This is a genomic window from Agrobacterium sp. LY4, from assembly GCF_001526585.1.
In the GTDB taxonomy this organism is placed as follows: domain Bacteria; phylum Pseudomonadota; class Alphaproteobacteria; order Rhizobiales; family Rhizobiaceae; genus Agrobacterium; species Agrobacterium leguminum.
Genome location: NZ_ASYA01000052.1, coordinates 252,591 through 272,324 on the forward strand (window position 1 = coordinate 252,591; position 19,734 = coordinate 272,324).

A 19,734-nucleotide genomic window follows, 5' to 3' on the forward strand; every position below is an offset into this window, starting at 1 on the left:
CGGTTCATGGCCCGGACAGTAGTGAATGCGCTTGGAGACACACTCTATTACAGCGGCAGTTCCACGGGATTTTTCTCCGCCACGGGTTCCGGCCCGCTGCTCACCGGCACCGCAGGCAATGATTCCATGTGGGGCGACAGTTCCGTCAACGTGACCATGGCGGGCGGCACGGGCGACGATATTTATTATCTCTATTCCAGCATCAATCGCGCCGCCGAAAATGCCGGGGAAGGTATCGATACCATCGATACCTGGATGAGTTACACCCTGCCCGACAATTTCGAGAATTTGCGGGTAACGGGTGACGGGCGTTATGCCTTCGGCAATTCGCTCGACAATATCATCACCGGCGGGTCGGGCAGCCAGACCATCGATGGTGGGGCCGGCAACGACGTGCTGATCGGTGGCGGCGGGGCCGATACCTTTGTTTTCACGAGCGGAAACGGCACCGATCTCATCACGGATTTCAGCGCCAATGACACGATCCGGCTCAATGGTTACGGCATCACATCTTTCGATCAGCTTGTCGGCAGCGCCACGCAGCAAGGCAGCGACCTGTGGCTCAATTTTTCGAATGGCGAGGCCATCGTTCTTGCTGGAACGACCATAGACGACCTTCAGGCCGACCAGTTCGAACTCAGTCTCGACCGATCGTCCCTCACCCAGACCTTTGCCGATGAATTCGATACGCTGTCGCTGCGCAGCGGCGATCAGGGCACCTGGGACGCCAAATATTGGTGGGCGCCGGAAAAGGGAAGCTCGCTGACGACGAATGGCGAGGCGCAATGGTACATCAACCCGGCCTATGCCGGCACGTCGGAGGTCAACCCTTTCAGCGTCGAAAACGGTGTCCTGACCATTACCGCCGAGGAGACCCCGCAGTCGATTGCCGACGAGGTCGAGGGTTATGATTATACCTCGGGGATGCTTAACACCTATTCCTCCTTCAGCCAGACCTATGGTTATTTCGAAATCCGCGCCGATATGCCGACCGACCGGGGCGCCTGGCCTGCCTTCTGGCTTCTGCCCGAAGACGGCTCCTGGCCGCCGGAACTCGATGTCATCGAAATGCGCGGTCAGAACCCCAATACGCTCATCATGTCCGCCCATTCCAACGCCACCGGTGAACAGACCTCGGTCATCAACAATGTCAGCGTGCCGAGCACCGAAGGGTTCCACACTTACGGCCTGTTGTGGGATGCCGAGCACATAACCTGGTATTTCGACGATGTCGCCGTGGCGCAGACGGATACGCCTGACGATATGCATGACCCCATGTATATGGTCGTCAACCTTGCCGTCGGCGGCACGGCAGGGACGCCATCGGACGCTGATTTCAGCGACGGCTCGCAGATGATGATCGATTATATCAGGGCGTATTCGCTCTCCGACTGGGCAGCATGAATTAAAACACCGGCAGTCGCATCGGGACTGCCGGTGTTTCAAACATCAACCCGTCGGCTTACGCCTCGTTCAGGCCAATCACTCGGCCGCGAGCTGGGTGCGGGCGCTATTTAGCGAAATCAGATGCCGCGCCGTTTCGAGGCTTGCCGGTTGCTCGGCGCGATAACGGCGACCGATTTCCATCATCAGCACGGTATCGGGCAGGAAGGAAAGTTCCGAGAAGATATCCTGCCAGTCAATATCGCCCCAGCCGAGCGGCATGTGCAGATCGCCGATGCCGAGCGCCGTGTTTTCCTGCGGGAAATAGGGCTGATAGAAGCCCTGCGGGCGGCCGAAGGAATCGTGCACATGCAGATGGCCGGCAACCGGCGCCATGGCGCGAAGTTCATCGCGGAAATCGAGGCCACGATAGGTGGATTCGAGATAGGCATGGCTGAAGTCGATCAGCGCAACGAGATTGTCGTGACCGACAGCCTTCACGGTCGCTGCCACTTCGGCCGGCGTCTGGCGATATTGGCCGGGTTCGGTGGAGAAGATATTCTCAAGGGCGATGCGCACGCCATAGGGCCGGCAGAACTCCGCCAGTTCGAAAAGCGCTTCCCGCTCGCGGCTGTCGGCATCGGTCCGTTCGGCGATCTGGTCGGCACGCAGCGCGCCGCTATGCTGGACGAGAATGCCCGCGCCGATACGCTCGCATAGAACGGCAAGCGCCTTGGCCGCATCGATCTGGTAACGGCATGTCACCGGATCCATGAAATTCGAAGAGACGAGACCGTGTACGGTGTAGCGGAAGTCGAACTGCTTTGCGAGCGACACGAAACGGTCGGCGCGCTCTTCGATGATCCGGCCGCCGGCGATCATGTCGAGGCTTGTTGCGGCGATTTCCACGGTATCGCAGCCAATTTCGGCAAGCGCGCGCAGATCGTTTTCGAGGGTGGCCAGTTCGCCATCATCCGAGCCGGCGTTGAAGCCGGTACCTATAAGATTGCTCACTTCGTCATCTCCAGAGCTAGAAAGGTCATGGGAGTTCGGACGCCGCACATGCGACGCCACTTCAAGCAGGTCCGGGCGGCCGATATCGACGTCGTCTATCCCGGGCGATGCGATGTCGTAAGAAAGTCCGAGGCCGCCGTGTCGGTAAAAAGCGACCGGGACATGGTGATCCGTTTCCGTTGAAACCGATCACTCAATTAAGTTTCTTCATTTACAGCTTTATGACATTTCCGCAGGCAAACAGCAGGGAGAGTGGGCCTTCGTGGCTGAACAGGCGACGGCATAATGAAGAAGTGTGCGGGAGGCTGTCGGAATGTCAGGTTGCGGACACTCGGGTCCGCTCAAACGGCGAAATGGCCACAAATTGCGGCGAAGGGCTTGCGCGCCAGCGGGTTGAAACCGGATGTCTTCCGGCGGGAGGTGCTAACCGAGATTGTGCACCATGAAATAGATCAGCCAGCAATGCGCGATCGCCAATATCGCCCAAGCCCATTTTGCGGCCCTGATATCGGCATCGACAACCCTATTTCGGATTTCGGTCCTGCCCGGCGCCTCTTTTCCGGCTCGATCATCGCCGACGGCGGATGCGGGCAATGTCTGGGAAACGGGCTCGCCGACAACGTAGAGCCTGTCGCTGCGCAGAAGCGGGCGCGGCTCGTCCTCAACGCTCTCCGCATCGGAAAGCGTATCGTCGCCGGAAACGCAATTCACCGCCACAAGCTGCGATGACATCCCCCTGTTACGCACTTTACCTCTATTGGGCATCATAATGTTCCACACAATAAAAATAAAAATATTCCCGGGTGACTTCCGATAAAGCTTCGCTTTACCGGACATGCCGCAATACGCGCATCCATGCCTTCCGCCCGTTGTCCCAAAGGGCGCCTCCCGCGATCAGGCCACCGGAACTCCCGGCAGACCACGCTTGCCCGCATAAGGTTTTGCCTCCCGCTGGATCAGGAAGACGGATTTTTCCACCGGCAGCGGCTCGATCGTCCGGTAACGCTGAAACCGCCTGGAATATTCGAACCGGATGAGCCTGTCGTCGAACTTCCCCGCCAGAACGCGATAGCCGTTGACGAATTCATTCAGGATTTCCAGTTCTTCTCCCCAAACCCAGCCGCCGTAGGACGTCCCTTCATTCGAACGCAGCACGATCTCGAAAAAGTGCCCGCCCGCTACCAGCGGCATACGAAAGAGAATATCGAGATTATCCTCGTCCTCGTCGTCGCCCTTTTCCGCCGACAGCCTGGCATGCGCGACCTTCGCATGGACCAGCGCCGAGACCGGATAGAACGGACGGCCCTTGAACCACATGAATTCACTGACCGCATATCCGACATCGTCGGCACGCTGGTAAGGCTCGATACGCGGCTCGAAGGCCATGTAGCTTCCGTTAAACGCTATCACTGTCGAAAATTCCCGATGCCTGCCCGTCGCATGTCCGCTGTTTTCCACCCGTCATTCATGCTTCTGTCTGCGACAATAGGCAGGCCGCGTCACACCAGCGTCAAATGGAACGCTATGATGACTTTCAATTTCCCGGACACGTTGTTAGATGATGGTTCATGAGGGGACGAAAGTGGCTGGGAACGCTGAACTGATACCGATCCGGCTTTTTGGCACCCCGCGCTGTGACGCGGTGCGGGAGGCATTTTTTCCGTCCAAGGGCTTCGCCCTTACCGCCGCCCTCATCCTTGCGCCGAACCAGTCCCTTTCCCGCCAGCATGCCGCATCGCTTTTGTGGGAAAATGTCGAGCAGAAAAGGGCTCTCGGCAATTTGCGGCAGCTCATTCTCCGCCTGCAGAAACTGCCCAATGAGGACGATGCCATCCTTCTGACCGAAGGAAACGACTTGAAGGCCGGCAAGCTGGCGCAGCGCACCGACCTTGCCATCTTCCTTGCCGGCGCAAGGGCGGAAGACCCGATGCGGCGGCTCAATGCGCTGCTCGAATTCGGCGGCGAGTTGCTGGAGGGGCTGGAGGCCGGGCAGGACCATCTTTATCTCTGGCTGCTTTCGGAGCGCCGCCGTCTCAGGGACCTGTTCTTTTCGAGCTACACCCAGCTTCTGGAGGAATTGACGCGGTTCGGCCGCGCCAGCTCGAACGACATCGCCAGACTTGCCGAATGCGCCTGCAAGATCGAACCGGAGCGCGAAGAAACCTATCGCGCCGCCATGGCGGCCTATGCGCGGGTTGGAAATATCAGCGCCTGCGAGGGCATGTACCAGCTTCTGATGGAGCAGCTTCGCCAGGAGGGTCGTTCGCCGGAAGCGGAAACCGTGGCGCTAAGGCGAAGAATACAAAGTCTGGCCGCCACGATAACGGCCCCCGCCGAGCCCGAAGAAGGCAGTCGCCGAAAATCAATGGCAAAACCGCGTGTCGCATTCGTCCGCCCGGCACGGGTCGACGGGCAGCGGGTCTCGCCGGTCATGCATGCCTTCGTCGAGGATGTCGCCAACAGCCTTGTCCGATACCGAACCTTCACCGTCCTTTCGCCGCACAGCACCTTTGCGCTGGCGCATGACCGGGCCGATGACGGCTACGCCATGCTGCGGGCGGATTACCGCATCATTTCGACCGTGTTCGACGAAACCCGCATGTCGGTTGCGCTGATCGAGGATGCGAGCGGTGAAATCGTCTGGTCACTGGAAGCGGTCCTGACCGAGCGGCATATTCACGCCGCCTTCCGGCTGCTCTCCAAACAGGTGGCGGCGGCGCTTGCCCGCGAAATCGAACGGCTTCAGGTGGAGCCCGACCGCAACCACAGCGGCGAGGCCTACCGGCAATTGCTGGAGGGCCAGCAGCTTCTGCGCGGCAAATGCGATCTGCCGCTTCTCAGAAGAGCCCGTTCGATGTTCCGCAAGGCCGTCGATCTCGACCACAGCATGGCGGTTGCCCGCGCCCGCGTGGCACAGAGCCTGCAACTGGAATGGCTGATGCTGGGCGGCAACGACCCCCATCTCCTGCACCGCGCCAAGGCGGAGGCCGATTCTTCCGTCGAGATCGACCCCGCCCTTGGTGTCGGCCACTGGATGTGCGCGGTGGTGGCGCTCTACCAGCGGGACTTCGACATCTCCGCGGAAAAATTCTTCGAGGCGGAGGCGCTGGCGCCCAATTCGGCCGACCTCCTGCTCCAGCATGCCGATGCGCTCGCTCATTTCGGCGATGCGGAAGTCGCCTGGGAGAAGTTTCAGCAGGCCATCGACCTCAATCCGCTGGCGCCCGACATCTACTGGTGGGCCGGCGCCAGCATCGCGTTCAAGCGCGAGGATTACGGCACGGCGGTGGAACTGTGCGGGCGGATGGAAAATGACGAGCCTGCGCTGCGCGTCCTTACCGCAAGCCACGCGCTGCATGGCGATCTGGCCTCCGCCCGGGAAACCGGCAACAGGCTTCAGGAAAACTATCCGGGTATGACGGCGAGGGAGATCAGCAGCCTGTCTCCAGACCGGGACCCGATAGCGAATGAAAAATTCTATCACGCACTTCGATTAGCTGGGATCAAATAGGAGATACTATGTCCTCGCATTTCTTCATTGTCGGAAAAAAGGGTTTCGGCGTTCTCTTCATTCGCACGGCGCCGCTCAGGGTTGCGTCCGTGTCGCATGAGACGATTGCCGCCTATGAAGCCAGCCATCCCGGCGTGGATGGTTATGCCCGCGTGGCAGCCGCCGCAAAGTCCATGCTCGTTCGCCAGAACGGCCAGCCGGAAGCGGAACTGGACCAGGTTCAGATCCAGGGCATCGAAGCCCTCGTCTCCGGCGGCGCGGTGGTTTCCGAAGCCGATTTCGCCTTCATCGGCGAAGTGAACGACGCCGGCTGGGATTTCAACCGCATGGTACAGGCGCCGATCGAAGCGGCTCTGAAGGCGGTCGGCCCGGCCGGCTCCGTCACCGGCGAGCTGTTCGACGCCATCCTTGCCGACGACAGCAACACGGCGCCCTGATCGCGGTCTCGCAGCCTTGACCGGCGCCGATGCTCCCATATCAGCGACAGCGGCTTCAAGGCATGTCGACGCTTCGTTCTTCGATCCCGGACTGCTTCGGCGGTTCGGGATTACCCGTGTCGGCGACGTGACCGGCCTCGATATTATCGGCATTCCCGTCTGGTTCGCGGCCCGGCCCAATTCGCGCGGGCTGTCGGTCTCGCAGGGTAAGGGGCTTGTCGCGGAACAGGCCCGGCTATCGGCGATCATGGAGGCGATCGAAGGCGCGGTTGCCGAAGAAACCCGCAAACATATCGCCGCCTTCAGCTCCGTTCAGGAGATGCGGGACAAACGGGTTCCTCTCATTCCCTTCGAAACCGTCGGCAGGGTCGATTGCAACGCGCTCGATCCGCGAAAAGAACGCGCCTGGGTGAAGGGTACATCCATTCGCCGGCAGGGGGAGGTTTTTGCACCTTACGAACTTGTCGGCATGGATTTCCGGGTGGATTTCCCATGGGACCGGCAGGCCTTCCGCATGAGTTCCCAAGGGCTCGCGGCGGGGTTCGACCATGACCATGCGGTCCTCCATGCCCTGCTCGAACTCATTGAAAACGATGCCTGCTTTCTCGTCGATACTTTCGAGACGCGCGCCATCGCACCGCGACCGGTCCTCATTCCAGCGGGCGTCGATCCTTCCTTCGATGGTCTTGTTCAGCACCTTTCGGATATCGGCCTGCCGCCGTCCTTCTTCGACATGACGAATGGGCTTGGCGTGCCGGTGGTGATGGCAAGCCTGCCCCGGTCGCTGCAGGCGCAGGACGGGCCAGCCACCCGCAGCGCCGCGGGCGCTGCCTGCCGGCCCGATATCCATGGCGCTGCGATTGCAGCCTTGCTAGAGGCGATCCAGTCACGATTGACCGATATCAGCGGTGCGAGGGACGATCTTTCTCCTCTCCGCTACCAGCGGGATATGGTTGCGGCCGGGTCTTCGGCCCCCGGCGTGCAGCCGATGGAAAGGGTGCCGGCCAATCTCGATTTTATACATGACGCGTCTTCGCCGCCATGGCGTCAGCTTGCGACACACCTGTTCGCCGGCGGCATCGAGGATATCTATGTCTTTCCGCTGGAAACGGAGGTATCCGGCCTGCATGTGGTGCGGGTTCTGGCAAGCGGCCTTGCTCCGGCCGGCGGCGGCCTGCAACATATCTCGCAGCGCACCCTCGATCACCTGCTGACCGTCGGAGGCCTCGGATGAAGCCGGTGGTTTTTGCAGGCCCGTCCATCCACGGCATCGCAGCCGAGCATATATCTGGTCTCGATCTTCGCGGTCCGGCCGCCTGCGGTGATATTTTCGATGCGGTCCGGCAAGGCGTCGGAACAATCGGGCTGATCGACGGGCTTTACGGCGATTGCGCCGCCGTCTGGCACAAGGAACTCCTGTTTGCACTGGCGAGTGGTGTCACCGTTTTCGGCGCCGCCAGCATGGGCGCGCTCAGGGCGGCGGAATGCGCCCCCTTCGGCATGATAGGCATCGGCGAGATTTTCGAAGCCTATCGCGACGGGCGGCGTTTTTCCGACGCCGATGTGGCGGTGAGCCATGCACCCGGCGCGCTCGATTACCGCCCGCTGACAGTCGCGCTGGTCGATGCCGAGGCGACGTTTGCCGCCTGCCGCGATACGGTCGCTCCAGAGGAATATGACGCGCTCACACGCGCAGCCAACAATCTGCATTTTACCCGCAGGACATGGCGCGCTATCGCCGCGGAAGCCGGCCTCGGTTCCGCGACGGCAAATCTGCTCGCGGCCAATGCGGTTTCCGTCAAAAGAAACGATGCGGCCAGGCTTCTGGCAATGCTCACGGGCGAAACGTTTCCATCCCCACCGCCGCCATCATGGAAGCTTCAGAATACGATGTTTTTCCAGCAATTGGCGGCAAGGCGGGCGGCAGGGGACGAAGCGTCTTGAGCGCCATCCAGCCCTTGCCTCTGATGCCCGATTGCGGCGGGCTGATCCGCACGATTGCGCTCACGCTTCCCGCCTCTTTTTTTGCAGAAAACAGGGCGGCTGACACTGTTTCACCGCTCATTCCAATCGGAAATCTGCTCTCGGCCCTGCCTGCGGATATCACCGCCACTATCCTGATCGATCGAGCCAGTCTCGAGTCAGCACGAGACTGGCTCGGCAGTCTGCCAGCCACTTGCAGCACCGAGCTGATACCCCTTGCCGGAAACGACAGCGTTTCGCATCCATGGATACAGGACATGCTCCATGTGCGTGCGGTTGATGCTGCGGCGGAATTCGTCCTGGTGGCGGAGAAGGCCATCGGCGTCAGCCTGGCCGAATATCTGGGAGCGACAAGCATGCATTCGGATGTCGCCTTGGCAGGGGGCAACCAGCTTGTCGGCCCGGATTTTCGGCTGGTCGGCCATTCCAGCCTGCAGGATGACAGGGGGATCGGAAGGAATGCGGCCATCCCTTCGCAGCGGTGGCGAAAAATTCAGGCTCTCGACGGCAGAAACATCTTCAGTTTCGGATATCGGCCGGAAGATCTCGGCAAAGTCCCGGTCTCCTTCGATTTTTCCACGACGGAGACCTGCGAGGCTGAAATGGCCGGCGAAAAAATGCACCAATGCGGCTTCCACGTTGACCAGTTCGTTTCCGTCACCGGTCTGAGAAGCAGCGGCCGGCCGCTATTGCTCGTTGCCGACCCTGTCGCGCATGGCGGATGCAATGCCCGCGCCGCAACCGAGCTGAAACGAAAACTGGACGCCTCGGCACTTTGGCTCGCACGGCAGGGCTTTGCGATAGAACGAAATCCCATCCCGCTTTCGCCGGCCATCGACACCAACAAATGCCTGCCCAGACTTTACAACAATGTCCTTCTTGAAAATGTCATACGTTCCGGTCAGAAACGGCCATTCGTCTGGGTTCCGCATTTCGGCGATACCGAGTCGCTTGAGGAATTCGATGCAATGAACCGAGAAATTTGGGACAGAATCGGCTTTCAGGCCATCGGCGTGGCCGGATGGAGCCATCTTTCCAGCCGCAACGGTGCGTTGCGTTGTGCAACAAAAATAATAAATCGCGGCCCGGACACGCGATTATGAACGAAAAATCGTGCAATTTCGTCAATAAAGCGTCATAATACCCGTGGAAATGTGTTGAATGTATACCTTCAACAATATTAATTGATAATCATCGGATTTAATAACCTCAACCGGAGGAATTTGTAATGCACGCCAAACTACCCAGCCCGATCGACGTCCATGTCGGCGCACAAATCAGAATGCGCCGCAAGTCGCTCGGCATGAGCCAGAGTGCGCTGGCCGGGCGATTGGGCATCACCTTCCAGCAGGTCCAGAAGTATGAAAAGGGCGCCAATCGTGTCGGCGCGTCCCGTCTGCAGGCCATTGCGTCGATTCTCGGCGTTGAGGTCAGCTCCCTGTTCGCCAATGCCACGCCCGATGGCGACCCGGCCAATCCGGCCCTTGGCACGATCAATGCCATGCAGACCTTCGTGGCCTCGAATGAAGGCTTTTCGCTCAACCAGGCCTTTTCGCGCATCAAGAGCGCCGCCGTGCGCAGAAGCATCGTCGCTCTCGTGACATCGCTCGCCGCCACTGAAGCGGCGGAAAATGCCGCCGCGCCAGCGGACAAAAACGACGATTGACGCAGGTGTGACGCTCGCGTGACGCTCGATGTGGTCGAAAATGAACAACGCAACATTATCGCGTTTTCATACTGTCGACTGTCGAGAGGGAATCATGGCGGCGTCTACCACAGCTATACTTGAACAGGACAATGCAGACGAGATTCTGGCGCTCGGGCGGATGGTTTCCTATCTTTGCCAGCGCTCGAAATCTCTGGAACTGGGCATGTCGACCTATTTCCTGGAAATGGCATTGTTGTCGCTGGCCCAGGACATCAATCAGCAGGGTCTGCCGCCGGTAAGCGCAGAGCTGAATGTCGGCGCCTTCGCTCAGGCCGATCTGCATTGAGCGCTTTCGCAACGGCGTAAATCCGCAGGGATTGAGCGTTTCCACACCGATCTCCAGTCGTAGGCCCGGAAACGTTCCCTCTGCCTGTCCGGCTGGCTCCATCCTTCCGGAGAGGCATTCATATGCCCTCCCCCACATTTTCCCGGCGGAAGCCATGATGGAGGCCCGGTTCTCGCCGGGCCTCCATTCATATCAGAGCACCGCGCGGCGAAGCTCGGCAGCGGCAGCAACCATGTTGACCAGTGCCGGCCTGACCTCTTCCCATTTACGCGTCTTCAGGCCGCAATCCGGATTGATCCAGAGCTGCCGGTCGTCAAGCCGCTCTCGCGCCAGCGCCAGAAGATCGACCATTTCTCCGACCGCCGGCACACGCGGGGAATGGATGTCGTAAACGCCGGGACCGATCTGGTTCGGGTATTTGTAGGTCCGAAACGCATCCAGCAATTCCATCTTCGAACGCGAGGTCTCGATGGAGATCACGTCGGCGTCCATGGCAGCAATGGCATCGATGATCTGGTTGAATTCGGAATAGCACATATGGGTGTGAACCTGTGTGCGGTCGCCCACGCCGCTGGAGCAAATGCGGAAGCATTCCACCGCCCAGCCGAGATAGTCCTGCCAGTCCCGGTGCCGAAGCGGCAGTCCTTCACGAAGAGCAGCCTCATCGATCTGGATCATCTGCGCACCGGCCGCTTCGAGATCATTGACCTCGTCGCGGATGGCGAGCGCGATCTGGCGGCATGTCAGGCTTCTGGCGATATCGTCACGCACGAAGGACCAGTTGAGGATCGTCACCGGCCCGGTCAGCATGCCCTTGACGGGTTTGTCGGTGAGCGACTGGGAATATTCCCACCAGCGAACCGTCATCGCTTTCGGACGCGACACGTCGCCGAAAATAATGGGCGGACGCACATAACGCGAGCCGTAACTCTGCACCCATGCGTGCTGGGTGAAGGCGAAACCGGAAAGCTGTTCGCCGAAATATTGCACCATGTCATTGCGCTCGAACTCGCCGTGGACGAGAACGTCGAGACCGATTTCCTCCTGCCAGCGAATGGTCGCTTCGGTTTCCTTCTGCAGGAATTTTTCATATTGCGCATCGGTCAGCGCGCCCTTGGAATGCGCCGATCTGGCCTTGCGCACCTCCGGCGTCTGCGGGAAGGAGCCGATGGTCGTCGTCGGGAAAAGCGGCAGCGCAATGGCCTGCGATTGCACTTTCTGCCGCTCGGCAAACGGGCTCACCCGCTTCCTGTCGGCCTCGCCAATCGTCGCGATACGCTTCTGCACGGCGGCGTCCGTTACCTTCGGCGAGGATGCACGCGCGGCAACGGCCTTGGAGGCAGCCTCCAGTTCCGTCGCGACAGCAGCCTTGCCCTCACCGAGAGCCCTGCCAAGCATGGCAAGTTCGCCGAGCTTCTGGGTGGCGAAGGAAAGCCAGCTTTTCAGATCGGCATCGAGGCCGGTTTCCAGTTCGAGATCGACCGGGACATGCAGCAGCGAGCAGGAGGGCGCGATCTGAAACGCCGCCGCACCGCGTGACGCGATGATGGGTTCCAATCGGGTGACGATTGCGGCGAGATCAGCACGCCAGATGTTGCGGCCATCGATGACGCCCAGCGACAGAACGCGATTTTCCGGCAGCGCCTTCAACACCGCCTCCAACGCAGCGGGTGCCCGCACCAGATCGACATGAAGGCCGGCGACCGGCAGCGCCGCGATGGCTTCGAGATTGTCCTCAAGCCCACCGAAATAGGTGGCGAGCAGGATCTTCAAATCCGGCACGGCCTTCGACAAAGCCTGGTAGGTCACAGCCAGCGCATGGCGCTCCCCCTCGGAAAGGTCCAGCACGGCGACCGGCTCGTCGATCTGCACCCAGTCCGCACCGGCCGCATGCAGGCGGCACAGCAGCTCTTCATAAACGGGCAGCAACCGCGCCAGCAGATCAAGCGGCTTGAAGGCTGCCTCGCGCGCCTTGGCGAGCTTCAGGAGCGTGACCGGACCAAGAATGACCGGACGCGTATGGATGCCGAGCGCCTTCGCCTCAAGGAAGTGGTCAACCGGCTTTTGCGAGGTGAGTTCGAAATGCTGATCCTCTGAAACCTCCGGCACCATGTAATGATAGTTGGTATCGAACCATTTGGTCATTTCCAGCGCCGGAACGCCCTGACCATGATGCGAATGTCCTTCATGCACATGGCCGCAGCCTGCATGGCCTTCGCTCTGGCTGCCGCGCGCCATGGCGAAATAGGTGGAGAGGGAAACATCCCCACCCGCCCATCCATAGAGGGATGGAATGGCGCCCACCATCACGGCCGTATCGAGAACGTGATCGTAGAGGGAGAAATCGTTGGACGGGATATGGGTAATCCCCTTCTCACGCTGAAGCGCCCAGTTTTCGGCGCGCAGCCGGGCTGCGGTTTCGAGCAGTTCCGTCTCGGAAATCTTGCTGGACCAGAAGCCTTCAAGCGCGAACTTCAGTTCACGATGGCGTCCGATCCTCGGAAAACCGAGCGATGCGACTGGAATGGTCTTGTCTGGCATTGTCATACCCCATTTGGTTGTGGGGGCATGGGTAAAGCGGACGCGTGCAGGCCCGGCCTGTGCCGGACCATTGCAGCAACCACCGGGACACCCCGCCCGTGGACGTTATTTTGTCCTGGCAGGTCTCCTGGCTTACGGGTCGTCGCCTTTGTCCGTCTTCCCGGGGTTTACTCCAGTGACGTGTTGGACAAAGGCTCGCCGCTTACAGTTGCGGGGGCAGCTCCGGTCTTGCCGATCGTCGGCTCACCGGATTCCCTCTTAGCTCCAGGATCGAACAAACAAGCCCGGAGAACCATGACACCCGCATTTCTCACCACGGACGTCACGATGTCAATAGACATAAAGAAATCTTTATATCTTTATTTCACTGAGTTCAGAGCGCGACTGCACCCGGCCCCGGCACCGCACCGGCCGGCACCTTGCCCAGAATGATCATGCCAAGCACCTCGTCCTTGGAGACATCCTGCGTGCGGGCATGGCCCACCACCTTGCCGTTCTTCATCACGAAGACCCTGTCGGCCAGATCGAAGACATCGTGAATATCGTGGCTGATGAGGAAGATGCCGATGCCCTGCCGTTTCAGCTCCTTGACGAGATCGCCCACCTGCGCCGTTTCCTGCGGCCCGAGTGCTGCCGTCGGCTCGTCCATGATGAGGATGCGGGCATCGAACAGAATGGCGCGGGCAATGGCGACAGACTGCCGCTGGCCGCCCGAAAGCGCCTTCACCGGCTCCTTGAACCGCCGGAAATTGGGGTTGAGACGCCCCATCACCTCGCGGGCTGAGGCTTCCATGGCGACATCGTCAAGCGTGCCCCATTTCGTCTTCAGCTCGCGGCCGAGATAAAGATTGGCGGCCGCATCGACATTGTCGGCCACGGCCAGTGTCTGGTAGATGGTCTCGATACCGTATTTCTTGGCGTCGCGGGGATTACGGATATCGGCATCCTCGCCGTTGATGAGAATATCGCCGCCATCGCGCCGGTATGCGCCGGAGAGGATTTTGATAAGGGTCGATTTGCCCGCGCCGTTGTGGCCGAGAAGGGCGACCACCTCACCGGGGAAAAGATCGACAGAGGCGTTTTCCACCGCATGGATGCCGCCGAAGGAAATGGAAATATTGCGCATTTCCACGAGGGGCGTGACTTGGTCCGTCATAGGAGTTCTCCTCGGTTCTTACTTGGCGCGGGCGCGGTAGATGGTGTCGAGCCAGACGGCGACGACCAGGACCACACCGACGACGATGCGCTGGAAGGGCGTATCGATGCCCACCAGCACCATGCCGGATTGCAGCGACTGCATGACGAGCGCACCGAGCATCGCGCCCGCTATGGTTCCGACACCACCGGCAAGCGAAGTGCCGCCGATGACGGCCGCCGCGATGGTGTAAAGCTCGTCCAGCTCGCCCTGGGCATTGGTGGCCGCATTGAGGCGGGCGGTGGAGATGGCTGCGGCGATGGCGCACAGAACGCCCATCAGCGTGAAGATTTTCACCGTCACCCAGCGGGTCTTGATGCCGGCGAGTTCGGCCGCTTCCGGATTGCCGCCGATGGCGAAGACATAACGTCCGAAGCGCAGCCGTGTGGCGATGAAGGTCATGACCGCACCCACGGCGAGCGCCATCAGCACCGGAATGGCGATGCCATGCGAAATGAACAGACCGCCTTCAGGCCAGGCGATGCCATTGGCATCGGCATAGTTGCGGGCGATGTTGACCGGCCATGGATAGCTGTTGACCACCGCCACGAAACCGATGACGACAAGGCAGCCGAGCGCGGCCAGAAAATATTCCGCCCAGACGGGCCGCAACGGAAAGCCGAAACGGCGGCGCTGATGGCGAGAGTTCAGGATGGCCGCGATGATGGCGACGCAGGCGATGACGGCGGCGATCCAGCTCCATGTCGCACCAATCGAACCGCTGGTGCCGCCGCCCATCAGGCGGAAGGTTGAATCCATCGGCGCCACGGTGCGGCCGCTGGTGATGAACCATGTGCCGCCGCGCCAGACCAGCAGACCGCCGAGCGTGACAATGAAGGACGGCACGTTGAGGAAGGCGATGATGGAGCCCTGCAACATGCCGATGGCGCCGCCGACGAGAATGCCGACCATAAGCGTGACGATCCATGTCGCCCAATGTTCGAAGCCGAGGATTTGCGGCAGGATTTCCGCCTGCATGACACCCATGATCATGCCGGAAAAACCGAGGATCGACCCGACCGACAGGTCGATATTGCGGGTAACGATGACGAGCACCATGCCGGTCGCCATGACGGCCACGGACGCGGTCTGCACGGAGAGGTTCCAGAGGTTTCGCGGCGTCAGGAACAGCCCGCCGGACAGGATATGAAATCCGATCCAGATCAGAAGAAGCGCGCCGACCATGCCGAGCAGGCGGGTATCCAGCTCGGTGGCGTTTATGAAACGGGCTATCGAGCCTGTTTTTTCCGTCTTTTGCGACGCTGTAGTATTGGACTGGGTCATATCGGCCATGAACTGCCGGTGCTCCTCACATCTTAGAGCGTTTTCGCTTTTCCCTGAAACGCGAAAACGCTCCAAATCTTTGTTCTGGCGCATTTCCGGACGGAAAACCGGGCTCCACTTTTCCTGGAAATGCTCTAACTGTTTGTTTTGCGCATTTCCGAACGGAAAACCGGGGCCTACTTTTCCTGGAAATGCTCTAAAAGGCGCCGCGCCATGAACCATGGCGCAGCGCCCGAACCGGGACCTATTCGATCAATCGCAGGCTTTGACGGTTCCGGCCTTCACACCCTGGCAGGCCGTTTCCTTCTTGATCCAGCCGGCATCGATGACGACGTTCAGATTGTCCTTGGTGATGGCGATCGGCTTCAGGAAGACCGACTGCATCGTGACCTTCTTCGGGCCGCCATCAAAGGCCGTGACACCCTTGATCTCCGTCATTTTCTTGCCGCCGGCCAGTTCCAGCGCGATGCCGGCCGCTTCCTTGCCGAGTTCACGGCTGTCCTTCCAGACCGACACCGTCTGCGTGCCGAGCGCGACGCGGTTCAGCGCGGCGAAATCGGCATCCTGACCGGAGACGGGAACCGAACCGGCCATGCCCTGCGCGGCGAGAGCGGCGATTGCACCGCCGGCCGTGCCGTCATTCGAGGCGACGACCGCATCGACCTTGTTGTTATTCTTGGTCAGGAACTGTTCCATGTTCTTCTGGGCATTTTCCGGCTTCCAGCCATCAGTATAGGCTTCGCCGACATTCTTGATCTTGCCGCCGTCAATGGCCGCCTTCAGCACTTCCTGCTGACCGGCGAACAGGAAGTCCGCATTCGGATCGGAAGAAGAGCCCTTGATGAAGACGTAATTGCCTTCGGGCTTCACCTTGAAGACTTCGGCAGCCTGCAGACGGCCGACTTCCTTGTTATCGAAGGTGATGTAGAAGGCGTTCTGGTTTTCGATCAGACGGTCGTAACCCACGACCGGAATGCCCTCGGCAACGGCCTTTTCAACGGCCGGGCCAATCGCGTCGCTGTCCTGCGCCAGAATGATCAGCGCGTTGGCGCCCTGCGATATCAGCGATTCCACGTCGGTCAGCTGCTTTGCGGCGGATGATTGCGCATCGGCGGAAATGTATTTCGCGCCGGCCTTATCGAGCGCCGCCTTGATGGCTGCCTCATCCGTTTTCCAGCGTTCTTCCTGGAAATTCGACCAGGAAACGCCGACGACGAGATCAGCGGCCATGGCGGCAGTGTGCAGGGAAACGAGTACGGCTGTACCCGCCAAAAGCTTGGCAAAAGAATTCATGATGTCCTCCCGGTAAGGGCGAAGCCTGCACCTCCATGCAGGAAAAACGCCCGGAAAAAGCTGTCGGTCTCTGTGGTTTCACAATTTTCTCGACAGTCGAGAAAATTAATGTCAGAGATTCCCCATGCTGTCAACAACGGCTGCGGGCAGCATCCGGGTGCCTTGATCTTCGCTCTGGCATGCGCCATCAGAGTGGATCAGCACGACAGGAAAAAGGCCGTTCAGGGAGCATGCCCCAGCCCATGTCCGCCATTGCAAGTACGGAACTGGTGCGCCAGAAAAACAGCCTGTCGGTGATGGCGGCGCTGCGCCTGCACGGCAGCCTTTCCCATACCGACATGTCGTCCTTCACCGGGCTTGCCTCCGCAACCGTCTCCGCCATCACAACCGAGCTTGAGCGGGCCGGTCTCATTCTGCGGAAAGAGCAGCTAGCCACCGCCGGCCGTGGCCGGCCGCGCATTCTCTTCGGCCCGCGCGGCGCTTTCTGCCATGTCGCCATCGTCATCATCTCTTCCGACAGCGTGCAATATTCGCTGGTCGATTATGCCGGCAAGCTGGTGGACCGCTTCACCGAACAGAGGATTGCGGCTGAGAAAGGCACATTCGGCGGCGCGATCCTCGCCGGCCTCGCAAGACTTGCCGATCGCTCGCGCATCGACCGGCACGATATTCTCCAGGTCTCGATCAGCAGCAAGGGGCTGGTGGATGCGGCCGCGGCAACACTTGTCTGGTCGCCGGTTCTCGGTGACGAAAGGATCGATTTCCAGCGGCTCGTTTCCGGGGACGGCCGCATTCGCGTGACGCTGAACAACGAGACGCTGCTGGCCGCAAAAGCCATCTGGATGCGGGAGCAGGCAAAAGAAAACCCTGCGCCGGAAGCCCTCGTCACCCTGTCGCTCGGCCACAGCATCGGCCTTGGCATCGCCCGCTCGACGGGCGGCGCAATCGAGGTCAGCGCTCCCAATTTCGGCCATATGCTGCATCTGGCCGACGGCGCGCTGTGCCGTTGCGGCACCAAAGGCTGTATCGAGGCCTATTGCGGGTTTTACGCCATCCTGCGTTCTGCTTTCGAAGCCCCGCCGCAGGCGGAACCGGCGAAATTCGTGCCGATCGCCGAGGTGGACAAGATCGCCGCCTCGGCCCGCACCGGCGCCCGCATGGCGCGTTTTGCCTTCCGCACCGCCGGGCTTGCTCTCGGCAACGGTCTTTCGCGCCTATTCAGCCTGCATGGCCACATGCCGGTCTTCATCACCGGCCCCGGCACCCGCTATTTCGATCTTCTGGAAAGCGGCCTGCGCGACGGTCTGGCGCAGTCGCAGGCGGTGCGTTTCGGCGGCATGCCGAAAATCGCCATAGCGCCCAACGAGCCGGAACTGGTGTTCGAAGGGCATATGGAGCACGCGCTTTCAGCGGCAGACGACTATATCCTGAGCGCCGACGGCCCGGAGAGACCGGTGAAGAGTTCCGGGATCTGACGGGGCAACCGGCGGATTTTCAGGCCCGCTCCGCCACGACTTCGGCCTTTTGTCCGCCACCCATCAGCGCAGCCACGAACTCGTCGAGACCGGCGGCCTCGTCCTTGTTCAGGCGCAGGCCCTGTTTCGTGCGCCGCCAGAGAATATCCTCGGCCGCGCAGGCCCATTCGTGCTCAACCAGCCAGCGCACCTCGCATTCATAAAGCGTGCCGCCGAAATGCCGGCCGAGGCCGGAGACATCGGTGGCGCTGCCCAACAGTTCCGCCGCCTTGGTGCCGTAGTTTCTGACAAGTCGCTCGGCATGGCGTCCGTCAAGGAAGGGATAAAGGGAGACGAGCGCCCGCACCTGCGTCTCATATCTCTCAGCGCCGAAATCACCGCCCGGCAGGTGGGAGCCCGCCGTCCACGGCTTGCCCTTTTCACCAATCGCTGCACCGATCTTTTCCAGCGCATGTTCCGCCAGCCGCCGATAGGTGGTGAGCTTGCCGCCGAAAATATTGAGGAGCGGCGCTTCGCCTTCCCCCTCTTCCACTTTCAGCACATAATCGCGCGTCGCTTCCTGCGCTTTCGAAGCGCCGTCATCAAATAGCGGGCGCACGCCGGAATAGGTCCAGACGATATCTTCCGGCCGGACCGGTTCGCTGAAATAGTCGCTGGCCGCGTTGCAGAGATAGGAAATCTCCTCCCCGGAGATGCGAACGCTGGCCGGATCGCCCTTGTAATCGCGGTCCGTGGTGCCGATCAGCGTAAAATCCCGTTCATAGGGAATGGCGAAGATGATGCGGTTATCAGGGTTCTGGAAGAAATAGGCGCGCGGGTCGGAAAACTTCTTGCGCACGATGATATGGCTGCCCTGTACGAGCCGGACATTATGAACATCCTTGCGGCCGAAAACGCCTGAAAGCACGGTATCCACCCAGGGGCCGGCGGCATTCACCAGCATGCGCGCCTTGTGCGTGGCCACCTGTCCGGTTTTTTCATCCAGCGTCTCGATGTGCCACAACCCGCCTTCGCGCCGTGCGGAAACGACGCGTGTGCGGTTCATGATCGTCGCGCCGCGATTGGCCGCGTCGCGCGCGTTGAGGACCACGAAACGGGCATCATCCACCCAGCCATCGGAATATTCGAAAGCTCTGGCAAATGTCGGCTTCAACGGCTTGCCCGCCGGGTCCTTGCGAAGATCGAGCGTGCGGGTCGCCGGCAGAAGCTTGCGGCCGCCGAGATTGTCATAAAGAAACAGGCCGAGCCGGACCATCCAGGCCGGGCGCACGCCGCCTTTCTGGATGGGCAGGACGAAACGCATGGGCCAGATGACATGCGGCGCCATGGCCCAGAGGATTTCACGCTCCATCAGAGCTTCGCGCACCAGACGAAACTCGTAATGTTCGAGATAACGCAGGCCGCCATGGATGAGCTTGGTGGCGGCGGAAGACGTGCCGGAAGCGAAATCACCCTTTTCCGCAAGCGCCACGGAATAGCCCCTGCCCACGGCATCGCGGGCAATGCCGCAGCCATTGATGCCGCCACCGATGACAAAAAGATCGAAAATATTCTCGCCGGACATAGAGCCTCCACGACAGCGTCGGGGGATCGCGTCCCCATCGTTGAAAGACAATTGCCATAA

The 19,734-nt window shown here is 60.5% G+C and carries 18 protein-coding genes and 1 riboswitch; of the genes, 10 read left to right on the forward strand and 8 right to left on the reverse strand.

What is annotated here, in order from left to right; all coding sequences use genetic code 11:
* Nucleotides 1–6 precede the first annotated feature (6 nt).
* The gene (locus L904_RS24630) at nt 7–1,404 is read left to right on the forward strand and encodes a family 16 glycosylhydrolase (RefSeq protein WP_020811758.1); all 1,398 of its coding nucleotides are present in this window, start codon (nt 7–9) and stop codon (nt 1,402–1,404) included.
* A 78-nt stretch (nt 1,405–1,482) separates the two neighbouring features.
* Here the strand turns inward: L904_RS24630 and L904_RS24635 are convergent, their stop codons facing one another.
* Nucleotides 1,483–2,397: a TIM barrel protein gene (locus L904_RS24635; RefSeq protein WP_020811757.1), complete on the reverse strand. Its 915-nt coding sequence runs from the start codon at nt 2,395–2,397 to the stop codon at nt 1,483–1,485.
* Nucleotides 2,398–2,445: 48 nt separating this feature from the next.
* Between L904_RS24635 and L904_RS28540 the strand changes: the two genes are divergently transcribed.
* A complete protein-coding gene (locus L904_RS28540; RefSeq protein WP_020811756.1) occupies nt 2,446–2,580 on the forward strand; it encodes a hypothetical protein in 135 nt (44 codons plus the stop codon).
* 240 nt (nt 2,581–2,820) lie between these two features.
* On the opposite strand, the gene L904_RS24640 is transcribed toward L904_RS28540, so the two are convergent.
* Nucleotides 2,821–3,144 carry a hypothetical protein gene (locus tag L904_RS24640; protein ID WP_245285017.1) on the reverse strand — a complete coding sequence of 108 codons (324 nt, stop codon included), beginning with the start codon at nt 3,142–3,144 and terminating at the stop codon, nt 2,821–2,823.
* Nucleotides 3,145–3,291: 147 nt separating this feature from the next.
* Entirely contained in the window at nt 3,292–3,783 is a 492-nt protein-coding gene (locus tag L904_RS24645; protein ID WP_035261386.1) for a hypothetical protein, read from the reverse strand.
* 172 nt (nt 3,784–3,955) lie between these two features.
* On the opposite strand from L904_RS24645, the gene L904_RS24650 reads away from it, so the two are divergent.
* The 7 genes from L904_RS24650 (at nt 3,956) to L904_RS24680 (ending at nt 10,322) form a co-directional block, all read left to right on the forward strand.
* Nucleotides 3,956–5,908 carry a BTAD domain-containing putative transcriptional regulator gene (locus tag L904_RS24650; protein WP_035261384.1) on the forward strand — a complete coding sequence of 651 codons (1,953 nt, stop codon included), beginning with the start codon at nt 3,956–3,958 and terminating at the stop codon, nt 5,906–5,908.
* A gap of 8 nt (nt 5,909–5,916) precedes the next feature.
* Nucleotides 5,917–6,345 carry a hypothetical protein gene (locus L904_RS24655; protein WP_003520863.1) on the forward strand — a complete coding sequence of 143 codons (429 nt, stop codon included), beginning with the start codon at nt 5,917–5,919 and terminating at the stop codon, nt 6,343–6,345.
* A 37-nt stretch (nt 6,346–6,382) separates the two neighbouring features.
* Nucleotides 6,383–7,579 carry a YcaO-like family protein gene (locus L904_RS24660; RefSeq protein ID WP_031234173.1) on the forward strand — a complete coding sequence of 399 codons (1,197 nt, stop codon included), beginning with the start codon at nt 6,383–6,385 and terminating at the stop codon, nt 7,577–7,579.
* Nucleotides 7,576–8,289 carry a TfuA-like protein gene (locus tag L904_RS24665; RefSeq protein WP_020811751.1) on the forward strand — a complete coding sequence of 238 codons (714 nt, stop codon included), beginning with the start codon at nt 7,576–7,578 and terminating at the stop codon, nt 8,287–8,289. Before L904_RS24660 ends, L904_RS24665 begins: the two co-directional genes overlap by 4 nt.
* The gene (locus tag L904_RS24670; RefSeq protein ID WP_020811750.1) at nt 8,286–9,431 is read left to right on the forward strand and encodes a hypothetical protein; all 1,146 of its coding nucleotides are present in this window, start codon (nt 8,286–8,288) and stop codon (nt 9,429–9,431) included. Before L904_RS24665 ends, L904_RS24670 begins: the two co-directional genes overlap by 4 nt.
* Before the next feature lie 125 nt (nt 9,432–9,556).
* Nucleotides 9,557–9,994 carry a helix-turn-helix domain-containing protein gene (locus L904_RS24675; protein ID WP_003520859.1) on the forward strand — a complete coding sequence of 146 codons (438 nt, stop codon included), beginning with the start codon at nt 9,557–9,559 and terminating at the stop codon, nt 9,992–9,994.
* Between the two features lie 94 nt (nt 9,995–10,088).
* The gene (locus L904_RS24680) at nt 10,089–10,322 is read left to right on the forward strand and encodes a hypothetical protein (RefSeq protein ID WP_020811749.1); all 234 of its coding nucleotides are present in this window, start codon (nt 10,089–10,091) and stop codon (nt 10,320–10,322) included.
* 192 nt (nt 10,323–10,514) lie between these two features.
* On the opposite strand, the gene metE is transcribed toward L904_RS24680, so the two are convergent.
* The 4 genes from metE to xylF all read right to left on the reverse strand — a co-directional run bounded on the left by metE (nt 10,515) and on the right by xylF (nt 16,635).
* Nucleotides 10,515–12,863, reverse strand: coding sequence for a 5-methyltetrahydropteroyltriglutamate--homocysteine S-methyltransferase (gene metE, locus L904_RS24685; protein WP_035260703.1), 2,349 nt, complete (start codon nt 12,861–12,863; stop codon nt 10,515–10,517).
* Between the two features lie 99 nt (nt 12,864–12,962).
* Nucleotides 12,963–13,175, reverse strand: a riboswitch (cobalamin riboswitch).
* Between the two features lie 61 nt (nt 13,176–13,236).
* Entirely contained in the window at nt 13,237–14,019 is a 783-nt protein-coding gene (locus L904_RS24690; RefSeq protein ID WP_020813432.1) for an ATP-binding cassette domain-containing protein, read from the reverse strand.
* Nucleotides 14,020–14,037: 18 nt separating this feature from the next.
* A complete protein-coding gene (locus L904_RS24695; protein WP_020813431.1) occupies nt 14,038–15,351 on the reverse strand; it encodes a sugar ABC transporter permease in 1,314 nt (437 codons plus the stop codon).
* Nucleotides 15,352–15,594: 243 nt separating this feature from the next.
* Entirely contained in the window at nt 15,595–16,635 is a 1,041-nt protein-coding gene (gene xylF, locus L904_RS24700) for a D-xylose ABC transporter substrate-binding protein (protein WP_020813430.1), read from the reverse strand.
* Nucleotides 16,636–16,877: 242 nt separating this feature from the next.
* Here xylF and L904_RS24705 point away from each other — a divergent pair, with 242 nt between their 5' ends.
* Nucleotides 16,878–18,110 (forward strand): ROK family transcriptional regulator, encoded by a 1,233-nt coding sequence (locus L904_RS24705; protein WP_020813429.1) that lies wholly within the window; start codon nt 16,878–16,880, stop codon nt 18,108–18,110.
* 19 nt (nt 18,111–18,129) lie between these two features.
* Here L904_RS24705 and L904_RS24710 read toward each other — a convergent pair whose 3' ends face one another.
* Nucleotides 18,130–19,674, reverse strand: coding sequence for a glycerol-3-phosphate dehydrogenase (locus tag L904_RS24710; protein WP_020813428.1), 1,545 nt, complete (start codon nt 19,672–19,674; stop codon nt 18,130–18,132).
* Nucleotides 19,675–19,734: the final 60 nt, after the last annotated feature.

Bases quoted from the DNA above. Each gene is read 5' to 3' on its own strand.
- L904_RS24645 (WP_035261386.1), bottom strand. From the start codon at position 3,783: ATGGCCTTCGAGCCGCGTATCGAGCCTTACCAGCGTGCCGACGATGTC.
- L904_RS24665 (WP_020811751.1), top strand. From the start codon at position 7,576: ATGAAGCCGGTGGTTTTTGCAGGCCCGTCCATCCACGGCATCGCAGCC.
- metE (WP_035260703.1), bottom strand. From the start codon at position 12,863: ATGCCAGACAAGACCATTCCAGTCGCATCGCTCGGTTTTCCGAGGATC.
- L904_RS24710 (WP_020813428.1), bottom strand. From the start codon at position 19,674: ATGTCCGGCGAGAATATTTTCGATCTTTTTGTCATCGGTGGCGGCATC.
- L904_RS28540 (WP_020811756.1), top strand. From the start codon at position 2,446: ATGCGACGCCACTTCAAGCAGGTCCGGGCGGCCGATATCGACGTCGTC.
- L904_RS24690 (WP_020813432.1), bottom strand. From the start codon at position 14,019: ATGACGGACCAAGTCACGCCCCTCGTGGAAATGCGCAATATTTCCATT.
- L904_RS24675 (WP_003520859.1), top strand. From the start codon at position 9,557: ATGCACGCCAAACTACCCAGCCCGATCGACGTCCATGTCGGCGCACAA.
- L904_RS24655 (WP_003520863.1), top strand. From the start codon at position 5,917: ATGTCCTCGCATTTCTTCATTGTCGGAAAAAAGGGTTTCGGCGTTCTC.
- L904_RS24650 (WP_035261384.1), top strand. From the start codon at position 3,956: ATGATGGTTCATGAGGGGACGAAAGTGGCTGGGAACGCTGAACTGATA.
- L904_RS24695 (WP_020813431.1), bottom strand. From the start codon at position 15,351: ATGGCCGATATGACCCAGTCCAATACTACAGCGTCGCAAAAGACGGAA.
- L904_RS24630 (WP_020811758.1), top strand. From the start codon at position 7: ATGGCCCGGACAGTAGTGAATGCGCTTGGAGACACACTCTATTACAGC.
- L904_RS24705 (WP_020813429.1), top strand. From the start codon at position 16,878: ATGTCCGCCATTGCAAGTACGGAACTGGTGCGCCAGAAAAACAGCCTG.
- L904_RS24680 (WP_020811749.1), top strand. From the start codon at position 10,089: ATGGCGGCGTCTACCACAGCTATACTTGAACAGGACAATGCAGACGAG.
- xylF (WP_020813430.1), bottom strand. From the start codon at position 16,635: ATGAATTCTTTTGCCAAGCTTTTGGCGGGTACAGCCGTACTCGTTTCC.